The organism is Clostridium sp. AF23-6LB (assembly GCF_003461085.1).
In the GTDB taxonomy this organism is placed as follows: Bacteria; Bacillota; Clostridia; order Lachnospirales; family Lachnospiraceae; genus Coprococcus; species Coprococcus ammoniilyticus.
In genome coordinates this window covers 724851-738170 of sequence record NZ_QTWK01000001.1, presented here as the reverse complement: position 1 = coordinate 738170, position 13320 = coordinate 724851, and the positions used below count along the sequence as shown (strand labels likewise).

At 39.6% G+C, this 13320-nt stretch carries 11 protein-coding genes and 1 pseudogene; 11 read left to right on the top strand and 1 reads right to left on the bottom strand.

What is annotated here, in order from left to right; genetic code table 11:
- Nucleotides 1-2 precede the first annotated feature (2 nt).
- On the bottom strand, nt 3-881 hold the full coding sequence (locus tag DWY07_RS03340) for a YitT family protein (protein ID WP_044944542.1): 879 nt from the start codon (nt 879-881) through the stop codon (nt 3-5).
- A 245-nt stretch (nt 882-1126) separates the two neighbouring features.
- Here DWY07_RS03340 and DWY07_RS03335 point away from each other — a divergent pair, with 245 nt between their 5' ends.
- The 11 genes and pseudogenes from DWY07_RS03335 to DWY07_RS03285 all read left to right on the top strand — a co-directional run bounded on the left by DWY07_RS03335 (nt 1127) and on the right by DWY07_RS03285 (nt 13316).
- On the top strand, nt 1127-2350 hold the full coding sequence (locus DWY07_RS03335; RefSeq protein ID WP_117822197.1) for an SLC13 family permease: 1224 nt from the start codon (nt 1127-1129) through the stop codon (nt 2348-2350).
- Between the two features lie 774 nt (nt 2351-3124).
- Complete coding sequence (locus DWY07_RS03330) at nt 3125-3868, top strand: LytTR family DNA-binding domain-containing protein (protein WP_181983871.1); 744 nt, start codon at nt 3125-3127, stop codon at nt 3866-3868.
- Between the two features lie 7 nt (nt 3869-3875).
- Nucleotides 3876-5195 (top strand): GHKL domain-containing protein, encoded by a 1320-nt coding sequence (locus DWY07_RS03325; protein ID WP_117822195.1) that lies wholly within the window; start codon nt 3876-3878, stop codon nt 5193-5195.
- A 250-nt stretch (nt 5196-5445) separates the two neighbouring features.
- Nucleotides 5446-6972: a DNA methylase gene (locus tag DWY07_RS03320; RefSeq protein WP_117822194.1), complete on the top strand. Its 1527-nt coding sequence runs from the start codon at nt 5446-5448 to the stop codon at nt 6970-6972.
- A gap of 15 nt (nt 6973-6987) precedes the next feature.
- A complete protein-coding gene (locus DWY07_RS03315; RefSeq protein ID WP_117822193.1) occupies nt 6988-7422 on the top strand; it encodes a hypothetical protein in 435 nt (144 codons plus the stop codon).
- Nucleotides 7423-7572: 150 nt separating this feature from the next.
- Nucleotides 7573-8460 (top strand): sulfide/dihydroorotate dehydrogenase-like FAD/NAD-binding protein, encoded by an 888-nt coding sequence (locus tag DWY07_RS03310; RefSeq protein ID WP_021945016.1) that lies wholly within the window; start codon nt 7573-7575, stop codon nt 8458-8460.
- Nucleotides 8460-9848 carry an NADPH-dependent glutamate synthase gene (gltA, locus tag DWY07_RS03305; protein WP_117808316.1) on the top strand — a complete coding sequence of 463 codons (1389 nt, stop codon included), beginning with the start codon at nt 8460-8462 and terminating at the stop codon, nt 9846-9848. Before DWY07_RS03310 ends, gltA begins: the two co-directional genes overlap by 1 nt.
- Nucleotides 9849-9992: 144 nt before the next feature.
- Nucleotides 9993-10253, top strand: a pseudogene (locus DWY07_RS03300) (hydrolase); the annotation flags it as partial.
- A gap of 221 nt (nt 10254-10474) precedes the next feature.
- Nucleotides 10475-11821 carry an NADP-specific glutamate dehydrogenase gene (gene gdhA, locus DWY07_RS03295; RefSeq protein ID WP_117822192.1) on the top strand — a complete coding sequence of 449 codons (1347 nt, stop codon included), beginning with the start codon at nt 10475-10477 and terminating at the stop codon, nt 11819-11821.
- Nucleotides 11822-12078: 257 nt separating this feature from the next.
- Nucleotides 12079-12744, top strand: a complete 666-nt coding sequence (locus tag DWY07_RS03290; protein ID WP_117822191.1) for a phage holin family protein — start codon at nt 12079-12081, stop codon at nt 12742-12744.
- A gap of 137 nt (nt 12745-12881) precedes the next feature.
- Complete coding sequence (locus tag DWY07_RS03285; RefSeq protein WP_117808319.1) at nt 12882-13316, top strand: transcriptional repressor; 435 nt, start codon at nt 12882-12884, stop codon at nt 13314-13316.
- The last annotated feature ends 4 nt before the right edge of the window (nt 13317-13320 follow it).

The following is a 13320-nucleotide window of genomic DNA, read 5'->3' as shown; positions in this document are numbered from 1 at the left end:
TTTTATAAATGCTTTTCGTATTTTCCGCCAATATGCATACCTTCTTTTACGACAACAAAGGCGTGTTCATCGATGTTTTTCAGTCCGCGGCGGAGATGAACACATTCATATTTGGAAAGGATCGTAACGATCATATAAGTTGTTTCTTCGGTATAACCACCACGCGCCTCCCACCAGGTTGCATCCCGGTGAAATTCGTTTACGATGTAATCAAGGATGGCTTCCGGTTCTTCTTTTGTATAGATCACGACTTCGGTATTGATATTCTGCGTATGTGCTTTGTCAGTCATCAGAGTACTGACAGCGGAATAGATAATGCTGTATACGGCTGTCGGGATACCAAAAAGGATTGCACAGATGCCGTAGACAACAGCATTGACTGTCAAAGATACCTTTCCCACGCTGAAATTTTTGTATTTCTTGGTAAAGAACATACCGACGATATCCATGCCGCCACTGGAGCCGCCGGAGCGTAAGGAGATACCGATGCCTGTACCGGCGAGAAGTCCACCCATGATGCTGGCAGTCAGGCTGTCATTGACCAGAGGTGTAGCCGGAATTGGAAATATACTTAGGAATATCGTCTGGCTGATCAGGCAGACCAGTGTCCGGCTGAAGAAACTTTTGCCGATTGAGATATATGCCATGATAAATAAAGGTATATTTAAGATAAAGTTGATAATACCTGCGATATCGGTTCCTGATGCAAGCGATGGAAATACTTGGATCAGTAAGGTTCGTATGATCTGGCTGATACCAAGGACACCGCCGTTATACAGACTGGCGGGGACGATAAAGAAGTTGATTCCGGCGGCAAATAAAACCATGCCGCCGATCGCAGCAGCATTTCTTTGCCAGAGTGTTTTGTCTTTGAGATTCATATGCATGCCCTCCCTTATTAATGCTTGTACAGCTTGTGTAGATTATGAGCTTCAACCTGTTGATACTATCAAGACAGGAACGCTTTTGTAAATATTTATATGTAGAGTATAAAATATTTCCGGTAAAAAAGCATCTAAAATATAAGGAAGACTTGATCATAAATTGCAGAATTACAGGTTGTGGGGCGGAAGTGAATGCAGTACAATAATGCAAGCAGAAAATATGTGTTAAGAGGATTAGAAGGATGAAAAAGATTTTATATTTTATAAAGAAGGAAACCGTGTTATCGATCGCGGTCGTGCTGGCAGTGATATCAGTATTTTTTGTAGTCCCTGACAGAGAATATATTTCGTATATTGATTTTCGGACACTGGCGATCCTGTTCTGCCTTATGAGTATCGTTGCCGGCTTGAGGAATATTGATGTGTTTGATAAATTAGCAGAACGGCTGTTAGCAAAGGTGCATGGGATCGGAGGAGTAACGGTAATCCTTGTATGCTTGTGTTTCTTTATGTCGATGTTTATAACAAATGATGTATCACTTATTACATTTGTGCCGTTTGCAATTATAATAATGAAGAAACTGAACCCGGACACTGATAGCAAATGGATGCTAAAAGTAATTGTCATGCAGACGATTGCGGCGAATCTTGGCAGTATGTTGACACCTCTTGGTAATCCTCAGAATCTGTATTTGTATGGAAAAGCAGGTATAGGTATTGCGGAGTTTTTAAAGATCATGCTGCCGTATACAGTCTGCGCATTTGCTTTGTTAATGGCATGGATCGGTCTGGCATCCATGGTTCGAAAAAGAAAGTTAAGTCATGATGGGAAGACAGAAATAAAGCAGAACAAAGGCTTAGATTCTGTTGAAGATAAAGCTTCAACGAAAAGACAGAAGGATTCGTTGAGTGCTTCCGGTTCAAAATGGGAGAAAAAGGATGCGGAATGGATTGAAAAATTTACAGCATATCTTATTCTGTTTGTCATAAGTCTGCTTGCGGTTTCACATATTCTTCCGTATGGTGTGCCTTTCGCGTTAGTATTTTTATATTTGCTTCTGCGTGACCGGAAAATTCTGACACAGGTTGATTATTCTCTGTTATGTATTTTTATCGCGTTATTTATATTCATCGGTAATCTTGGACGTATCCCGGCATTCAGTCAACTGCTTTCGGATATATTGACCGGACGGGAGGTGGTCACTTCGGTAATTGCAAGTCAGGTAATGAGTAATGTTCCGGCTGCGATTTTGTTATCCGGATTCACAGACCATATCCGGGAGCTGGTGATCGGAACCAATCTCGGGGGCCTTGGAACGTTGATAGCATCAATGGCAAGCCTGATCAGCTTCAAATATGTTGCAAAAGAGGATCGGTCATTTAGGGGCAGATATTTTCTGGAATTTACAGTTGCAAATGTTATTTTCCTTTTTATAATGATGATTCTTTATCGTTTACTTTCTTAACATAATCAAGTAGAACAACCGTGCTATGAGAGTAGTAGACATAGCGAACCAAACTGACAAAATTCTCAAGTGAGATAAAAACAGGAATATCGAACCTTTACGCAGGAGCGACAGAACTTCCGATAAATACGGGAGATACACAGTACAAGGCAGCAGTAAGGAATGATCCGAGACACATTTTTACTAAAGAAGATAAAATAACAAAATATAGTCATTGTTTATACATGATTTTTTGCTACAGAACAAAAAACGACAGTTCAGAACAAATAAATAGAAAATACCACTTTATCCCTTTAAACTGAAACCATCGTACGAAACAAACAACTGATGGCGCCTAAAGGGAAAGGGGAAATTCATGTTGTATGGACTTGATATCTTAGAGTGGTTAAAAAGATTTGTAGGTTGGGGAAAGTAAAAAAATATAGCACATATAAAAGTGTTTGTTCGGAAAAAATATGAAGCTATATTTGTATTCAATATATGCAGATAGAGGTGACTATTTATTATAGAATAAAGGGGTGTGCAAAGTATTTGCCGGAAAGGGATGTTCTATAATAAAAAGATGCACCTAAGAGATATAGCTAAGTATAAAAAACAATATAGACTGCGGCAGTTGATGGATGCATCAACTGGAAAAATAGTTCAGGAACTCCTGGGCTATTTTTTTTGACTATTTTTGTCTAAGAATGTCGAATAACAAAGTTATTATTGTAAAAAGAAAGAAAACAATTTATTATTTTATATAACTTAAGTATGAAGGGAAGGGGGCAAAAGATGAATATCGTCATTTGTGATGATGAAAGAAAAGTAATTGAAGATGTAGGATCGATATGCAGAGAATGTTTATCTCCGGATGTCAAATTATATGGATTCCAGTCGGCGGAGAGTTTATTGAAAAATCTTGATAAGATAGAGGGGGATATTGATCTCTTTATAGTAGATATAGAAATGCCGGGCAGGGATGGCTTATGGCTTAGAAAAGAGTTAGAACGATACAGGTATGGAAGCAGTATTATTTATCTGACAAGTCATGACGAGCTTGTGCAGGAAGCATTTGGAAGATATGTGATAGGATTTGTTGATAAAGTTAGTTTTTTGAATGATAAAAATAAGCTGGTTGATAAATTGAAACTTTTTGAACAAGAAGTCAGTAATCGCGAAGTTTTATGCATTAAGGGAGATCAAGAAAATTTATTTATTTGTAAAGACAAAATTATAACTATTACGGCAGAACATGTTTATTCTTATTTGGAATACGTGATAGATGAGAAACCAGATGGAAAATTTGAAACTGAGAGAAAATTGGTTCGTAAGTCATTAAGAGAATGGGAAAATGTACTAGGAACAGATTTTTTACGGATTAGTAAAAGTATAATTGTAAACATGGCATACATAAAAAGAATAAGTAAAAACATAGAATTAAAAATTGGAAAGAGTCTAAATATTCCTCGTTCGAATTTGAACAGATGTAAAGAGTTTTATTGGAATTATTGTCAAAAGAAAATGAAATGGGGTTAGTGTAGATATGTTGTTTTTAATTAATATGTTTGAAATTATTAAGTATTTTACAGTGTTTCTATTTATTTTTCGCGGAAAAATGTACAAAAACAATAGAATAATTTTTGGTATTTTGGCGTTGGCTCTTTTGCTGTTAATTCAAACTTTTGGTTTGAAAAGCGATAGTGCGATATTTTCAGTTTTTGCTATTCTTATCATTTTAGGAATAATAATTATAGGGAAATGGAAGAATAAAGTTATTTTATTTTTATTGACGTGGATTTTCATAAATTATTTGGATACGATATGTTATTTCCTGATGGGAATTGCAATAAAGAAAAATGCGATTTGGTATTATGCGTATAATCCAGGTGATTTAAAGTTACTTGAAAGTATATTTGCAGAGCTTATTATTATAATTGTAGCGATTATATGTAGAAAAAAGGCTATAGGAAATTGGTTTGAGAGAAAGCTCCAAATAGTTCAAAGTATGTTGTTAATTGGAGCAATGTTAGGATTTTATATTGTTTTAATTGCTTTCACTGTTTTTAGGACTTATGGAGAACCAAGTTATCAGAATAGACTTAATATTACACTTATATTTTTTATATTACTTACAATATCCTGCATCCTTGCCTTTTTCCTATATTCCAACCATTTGAAAAAAGAAAATGATCTGAAAACAAAGAATATTGAAGTTCAGGAAGAGAACGATGGTCTGCGGTTGGCGTTATATGCCAATATGGAAATGATGGATGATGATATGCGGCAATATCGTCATGATAATAGACATCATAGGGCGGTTCTTAGAGAATTGGCTTCTAAAGGAGACTTGGAGGAAATAAAAGATTACCTGGCACAGCTTTCGGAACAAGATGAAGATCTGAAGAAGAAAAATATGCTATATACCGGAAATTATATGGTGGATGCCATCATAAATGGAATTATTGCGAAAGAGGCTTATTCAGATGTTAAGTTCCATTGTGAAGGAAAGTTGCCACGAAAATTAATGATTCAGGATGTTGACTTGAGCGGACTGCTTTCGAATGGTTTGGAAAACGCAGCGGAAGCCTGTTTACATAGTAATGGTGATAAGTGCGTTCTGTTCAAAGCTGCAGGTTATGAGAACATGATTCATTTTGAGATTAAGAATACATATGATAGTACAAGATATAAAGCACTTTCAAAAGGAGATTTTGGAACAACAAAGAAGGATAGTGAATATCATGGATATGGAATAGAAAGTATGCGTCGTGTTGTAAAGAAATATGATGGTAAGCTGGAGTATATCGTAGAACCGGAGTGGGTGATTACAGATATATACTTACAGCAAAAAGATGAAATATAAGAAATTTGATTAGAAACAAAAAAGTCCTATGATCTGTTGCGTGATTGTGCAATTCGGTTGGCAGACCATAGGACTTTTTTGCTCCAATAATATCCCTGACATAGCACCCGAAACAGGTGGGACTTTATCTTTGTATCCGTATTTTCCCATTGAGAAAACCAATCATTTTACATATAATTGAAGCGTGGAATAAAATGAAGAACAACGGTTGGATGATGGTGGATAAAATATACGGAAGGAGCATAGATAAATGGAAGAAAATAAAACATATATAGCGATTGACCTGAAATCCTTCTATGCTTCCGTAGAATGTAGAGAACGGAACAGAGACCCCCTGACTACAAATCTGGTAGTGGCAGATCCGAGCCGGACAGAGAAAACGATCTGTCTGGCGGTATCCCCATCCCTTAAGGCATATGGAATACCGGGCAGGGCGAGACTATTTGAGGTTGTTCAGAAGGTGCGAGAAGCAAATAATATAAGAAGACGGAATATACCGGATCATCATTTTACCGGAGCATCGGATGACAGCACGAAGCTGGGGACAGACCCGACTCTTCAGCTGGATTATATTATTGCTCCGCCGCGCATGGCACTTTATATGGAATACAGTACACGGATTTATGACATTTATCTGAAATACATTGCGCCGGAGGATATTCATATTTATTCGGTCGATGAGGTATTTATGGATGTGACCGGCTATCTGAATACCTATCATATGACAGCCAGAGAACTAGCCATGATGATGATACGAGATGTGTTAAAGACGACCGGAATCACAGCGACGGCAGGAATCGGAACCAATCTGTATCTTTGTAAGATCGCGATGGATATCGTGGCGAAGCATATCGAACCGGATGAGGACGGAGTACGGATTGCGGAGCTGGATGAAATGGCATACCGCAGGAAGCTTTGGAGTCACAAGCCGATCACGGATTTCTGGCGTGTCGGTCAGGGATATGCGAAGAAATTAGCGGAATATGGGCTATACACAATGGGCGATGTGGCGAGATGCTCGGTCGGAAAGACAAATGAATTATATAATGAAGATTTATTGTATAAGTTATTTGGCATTAATGCAGAGCTGCTGATCGATCATGCATGGGGATATGAGCCTTGCACGATGGATCAGATCAAGGCATATAAGCCGGAGACGAACAGCATTTGCACCGGGCAGGTACTGCATTGTCCGTATGATTTTGATAAGACAAGGTTGGTTGTAAAGGAAATGACTGATCTTATGTCGCTTGATCTGGTGGATAAGGGACTTGTTACAGATCAGATCGTGCTTACGATCGGTTATGATATTGATAATCTGACAGATCCGGCGAGAAAGAAGAGATATAAAGGCGCTGTTACAACGGATCGTTATGGACGAAAGGTTCCGAAGCATGCACATGGAACGATCAATCTGAAGCGGCAGACCTCATCGACGCAGATGCTTATGGATGCGGTAATGGAACTGTATGACCGGATCGTCGACAAGGATCTTTTGATCCGGAGGATCAATATTACCGCGAATAAACTGGTGGATGAACATACTGTCACGAATGACGATGCGTATGAGCAGCTTGATTTTTTTACAGATTATGAAGCAGTAAAGGAACAAAGGGAAAAAGAGGAAGCAGATCTGGAACGAGAGCGCCATATGCAGGAAGCCATGCTCAGTATTAAGAAAAAATATGGAAAAAATGCGATCCTGAAGGGCATGAACCTGCAGGAGGGAGCAACGGCGAAAGACAGAAATGCACAGATTGGCGGACATAAGGCATAAAGAGGTATATATAATATGCAGGAGCAGAACAACCATAAATATGATGATATCATTCATTTGGAACACCCTGTTTCAAAGACACATCCGCAGATGGCACTCTATGACCGGGCGGCACAATTTGCGCCGTTTGCGGCATTGACAGGACATGCGGCGGCGATTCGTGAGACTGCCAGACGGACAGATGAGAAACGGGTGCTCAGTGATGAAGTATTGGAAGAACTGAATGAGAAACTAAACATTATTTCAGCTAATATAGGTACAGAACAGTTAGTGGATATTACCTATTTCGTACAGGATGAGAGAAAAGCCGGAGGAGAATATGTTACGCATTCCGGTATCGTTAAGCGAATTGATCTGTACAGAAGAGCAGTAATCATGGCAGATGCAACAATCATACCGATTGAAGATATCAGTCAGATAGAAAGCAATCTGTTTTCTGGTTTGGAGTAACGTAAAAATGATATGAAAAATGCCTGAAAATTACACCTTTACAGTATTTGTTAATAGATGCTATAATGGACTATATTGTGCGATTTCGGCAGTGTAGTATTCCTGAGTCTTGTGTGGAGAGTCGGGAAAAGAGAAAGGAAGGATAAAAACGTGTTTAAGATTGTTAGAACAGAAGCGTTGACAGATGCAATCTATCTTATGGACGTGGAAGCACCAAGAGTAGCAAAGAATTGTCTTCCGGGTCAGTTTGTAATCGTAAGAGGCTCAGAAGATGGAGAGAGAATTCCTCTTACAATCTGCGATTATTCAAGAGAAGCAGGCACGATCACTATCGTATTCCAGGTAGTAGGTGCAGCAACAGAGATGATGAAGAATTTAAAGGTTGGAGACAGCTTTACAGATTTTGTTGGACCGCTTGGCCGTCCGTCGGAATTAGTAGAAGAAGATTTAGAGACATTAAAGAATAAGAAGATCTTATTTGTAGCCGGTGGTGTAGGAACCGCACCTGTATATCCACAGGTAAAATGGTTACATGAGCATGGAGTAGCCGCTGATGTTATCATCGGTGGAAGATCCAAAGAGCTTATCATTCTGGAAGAGCAGATGAAGGCAGTTGCCGGAAATCTCTACATTACAACAGACGATGGTTCATATGGAAGCAAGGGCGTTGTTACAAATGAGATTCAGAAGCTTGTAGACGCAGGCAACAAATATGATGTATGCGTAGCAATCGGACCGATGATCATGATGAAGTTCGTTTGTAAGCTTACAAAAGAGCTTGAGATCCCTACAGTTGTCAGCCTGAACCCGATCATGGTAGACGGTACCGGTATGTGTGGTGCATGCCGAGTAACAGTTGGCGGCGAAGTAAAATTCGCATGTGTAGACGGACCTGAATTTGACGGACACCTTGTAAACTTCGAAGAAGCTATGGAGCGTCAGCAGATCTATAAGACACAGGAAGGCAGAGCATATCTTGCAGCCAAGGAAGGCGACACCCATCATGGTGGATGCGGACAGTGTGGAGGTGACAAATAATGGACGTTTTAAATAGAGTACCGGTTCGTGAACAGGAACCTGCGGTTCGTGCAAAGAATTTTGAAGAAGTATGTTACGGATATAATGAAGAAGAAGCAATGGCAGAAGCAGCAAGATGTATCGGCTGTAAGAATGCACAGTGTGTAAAGGGCTGTCCTGTTTCTATTGATATTCCTGGATTTATCGCTCATGTAAAGAAGGGCGAATTTGCAGAGGCATTCCAGGTGATCAGCAAATCATCAGCACTCCCTGCTGTATGTGGCCGTGTATGTCCACAGGAGACACAGTGTGAAGGTAAATGTATCAGAGGTATCAAGGGCGATCCTGTATCTATCGGTAAACTGGAGCGTTTCGTTGCTGACTGGGCAAGAGAGCATGGTATTAAGCCGGAACCGGCAGTAGAGAAGAATGGCAAGAAGGTTGCAGTTATCGGTTCCGGTCCATCCGGTCTTACCTGTGCAGGAGACCTTGCAAAGATGGGTTACGATGTAACAATCTTTGAAGCACTTCATGAGACAGGCGGCGTACTGGTTTATGGTATCCCTGAATTCCGTCTTCCAAAAGATGGCGTAGTAAAGAAAGAAATCGAAAATGTAAAATCCTTAGGTGTTAAGATTGAGACTGACGTTGTAGTTGGTAAATCTGTAACGATAGATGAATTAATGGAGGAGGAAGGCTTCTCAGCAGTATTTATCGGTTCCGGTGCAGGACTTCCTAAGTTCATGGGTATTCCGGGTGAGAATGCAAATGGTGTATTCTCAGCAAATGAGTACCTGACAAGAAGTAACCTGATGAAGGCTTATAAGGAAGGCTCTAACACACCTATCATGGTTGGTAAGAAGGTTGCCGTTGTCGGCGGTGGTAACGTAGCAATGGATGCTGCAAGAACAGCACTTCGACTTGGTGCTGAGACACATATTGTATATAGACGTAGTGAAGAAGAACTTCCTGCCAGAGTAGAAGAAGTACATCATGCAAAAGAAGAAGGAATCATTTTTGATCTCCTTACAAATCCAACTGAGATCCTTGAAGATGAAAAGGGCTGGGTTAAGGGCATGAAATGTGTTAAGATGGAACTTGGTGAGCCGGATGCATCCGGTAGAAGAAGACCGGTTGAGATTCCTGATTCTGAGTTCGTTATGGATGTGGATGCAGTTATCATGTCACTTGGTACTTCACCAAACCCACTGATCTCATCTACAACAAAGGGACTTGATACAAATAAGTGGAAATGTATTGTTGCTGATGAAGCAAACGGACAGACCACAAAGACAGGTGTATATGCCGGTGGTGATGCAGTTACCGGTGCAGCTACAGTTATCCTTGCTATGGGAGCTGGAAAGGCAGCAGCAAAGGGCATTGACGAGTACCTCAAAGGACTCAACTAATATATAGTCTTTGAAACAAAATAAAGGATGGTATTATCTATTATTCCACAAGACGTTTAATAGTAATACCATCCATTTATTTTTGGATTCAATACTCCGATTAAAATAATTGAGGTCTTTTGAGATCTGTTTTAATAAGAGATGGTGGTGTTTGCAGCAGATGAACTGACAGGCCTGATCTGGGCAGCGGCATTGATGCGTCCGTCAAAAAGTACAAAGGATATGGAACTGAAGTCACTGAAGAAGAAATATAAGAGCAAAGGATTTGCTGCAGGTTGTTCCAGAGAAGTGATCGAACGTGGTGCTGCACAGCTTAACTGGGAGCTTGAGAAGCTTCTGACCATGACATTACAGGCAATGGCAGCAACGGAGGATGAGATCAAGGCAGAGATGGAAGACCTGTAAATCCCGCTAATTTGCTAGCACTTTAGCGCATTGTAACTTAAGAAAATCCTGCTTTTTCATTAAAAAGATAAAAAAATTCATAAAAATCATATTTTTACTTGATAAATTCAAGTCTATTGTTTATAATCTTAAGTGGAAATTTTCTTAAAGAGAAAATACTACTCCAAATGAATTTCGCAGAGATGCGATTTACTTATAATTAATTTAAGGAGGATTTTAAGATGTCATACGTTGATGAAGTGCTGGAGATCGTAAAGAAGAAAAATGCTGACCAGCCAGAATTTTTACAGGCAGTAACAGAGGTTCTTGATTCACTTAGACCTTGTATCGATGCAAACGAGGAGCTCTACAGAAAGAATGCGATTCTTGAAAGAATCACAGAGCCGGACAGACAGATCATGTTCAGAGTACCTTGGGTAGATGACAATGGACAGGTTCAGGTAAACAGAGGTTTCCGTGTACAGTTTAACAATGCTATTGGACCATACAAGGGAGGATTAAGACTTCATCCTTCAGTTAATTTAGGTATTATCAAGTTCCTTGGATTTGAGCAGATCTTCAAGAACTCACTGACAACACTTCCAATCGGTGGTGGTAAAGGTGGCTCTGATTTCGATCCTAAGGGCAAATCAGATAGAGAGATTATGGCATTCTGCCAGAGCTTTATGACAGAGCTCAGCAAGTATATCGGAGCAGATGTTGATGTTCCTGCTGGTGATATCGGAACAGGCGGAAGAGAGATTGGTTTCATGTTCGGACAGTATAAGAGAATTCGTGGATCATTCGAAGGTGTTCTTACAGGTAAGGGACTTACATATGGTGGATCACTTGCTCGTACAGAAGCTACAGGATATGGTTTATTATACTTAACAAATGCATTATTAAAGGATCACGGTATTGATATCGCTGGTAAGACCTGTATCGTATCCGGTGCCGGTAATGTTGCGATCTACGCAATCCAGAAGGCACACCAGTTAGGCGCTAAGTGTGTAACATGTTCAGATTCAACAGGTTGGATCTATGATCCGGAAGGAATCGATGTTGACTTACTTAAGGAAGTTAAGGAAGTTAAGAGAGCACGTCTTACAGAGTATGCAGCAGCCAGACCAAGTGCTGAATACCATGAGAAGAAGAACGGCGAGCACGGTGTATGGAATGTTAAGGGTGATATCGCATTACCATGTGCTACTCAGAATGAATTAGACTTAGATGATGCCAAGGCATTAGTTGCAAATGGTGTTATCTCTGTAACAGAGGGTGCTAACATGCCTACAACATTAGAGGCTACTAAGTACTTACAGGAGAATGGCGTATTATTTGTAGGTGGTAAGGCTGCTAACGCTGGTGGTGTTGCTACGTCTGCACTCGAAATGAGCCAGAACTCAGAGAGACTTTCATGGACATTTGACGAAGTTGACGGCAAGTTAAAGGGAATCATGGAGACAATCTACGCTAACATCAGCGACGCTGCTAAGCGTTACGGTGTAGAAGGCGACTATGTTGCAGGTGCTAACATTGCCGGTTTCGAAAAGGTTGTAGAAGCTATGCTTGCTCAGGGCGTTTGCTAATCAAATGCCGGTCAAAATCTGACGATAATTATTATATAGTAAATGTTAATATAAGATCCCGGAATCGTGATATGCGGTTTCGGGGTTTTCTTTGCGAGAAAACAATTACAGAAAAGAAAATTCAATAACGCTTTATTTCGGAATATGCAGATAAAATCTATAATGATTTTATGGAAAGTTTTTGATTGAATCTATGGATATCTTTTCGTATAATGTAGATATTATATGCTTTTTACATAAAAAAGGAGGATGTTGATATGGGAAGAGATATTGTACTTGCAAAAATAAAAAAAGGTGGAATCACAGCGATTGTCGGCGGAGCGGTGTTAATGCTGATTTTCGGATTGATCACAATAGGTGTGATGTCAGATAATGCAGATGACGGAATGGGTATGATCATTTTATTTGGTTTATTTGCATTATTAGGAATTGTATTTATCATAATGGGGATTCGTAATATTGTAAGACCTGAAAAAACCGGCTATTTGAAAAATAACCCGCAGCTTTTGGAGATGGCCGACCAGTTATATTCGCATATAATATATGAAGACCAATATGTATTGATTTCTGATAAGGTGCTTGCAAATAAGAAACAGCCGACACAGATGACCTGGCTCTGGGATGTATATCTGATTTATCTGCATACTACATCGACGAACTTTATTCCAACCGGAAGTGAATATGTAATCGAAAATCGTTTTCCAAAGAACCGTGTTGCTATTAATGTACTGGCAAGAGGAAAAAAGAGTAAACAGGAGTTGTTGAATGTACTTGCACAGGCATGTCCAAATGCGAGATTTGGATATTCTGATGAGGGACTGGCATATCTTCAGTATATGAGAAATCAGGATCTTAGAAATATTCCGAATACACCTTATTATCAGGGGGTACCGGTGCAGATGCAGGACAATGTGCAGCAGTAATTAGAATATGCAGTAGGAAGATAAAGTATAGATAGAATGTGTAACAAAAGGCAGATACTGTGACAGTAGATCGATACTGCATAGAATAACAGTTTACATAGTGGAGACTTAAGAACAGATAGAAAGCAGGAATTGAGATGGAACGTAAACATGAATATCAGACAAAGAGCAGACAGATGATCCTTGATTATCTGATCCGGAATAAAGATCGTGCCGTTCATGTGTCGGATATTATACAGCATATGGATCAGGAAGAGTGTTCGGTAAATAAGACAACTGTATACCGATATCTGGATAAGCTGGTTGCAGAGAAGACACTGATGAAATATGTGGCTGATAAGGGCGAAAAAGCAGGATATCAGTATGTAGAACAGCCATCCAGATGTCAGAAGCATCTACATCTGCAATGCTCCGAATGTGGAAAGGTCATCCATCTGGACTGTGATTTCATGAAAGAGATATCAGAGCACATTTTGTCTGATCATGGGTTCACACTTTGCTGCAAGGATTCCATTTTATATGGTGTCTGCGACAAATGCAGTAAGAAAGAAAAGAAAGAAATAGAAAAATAAAACC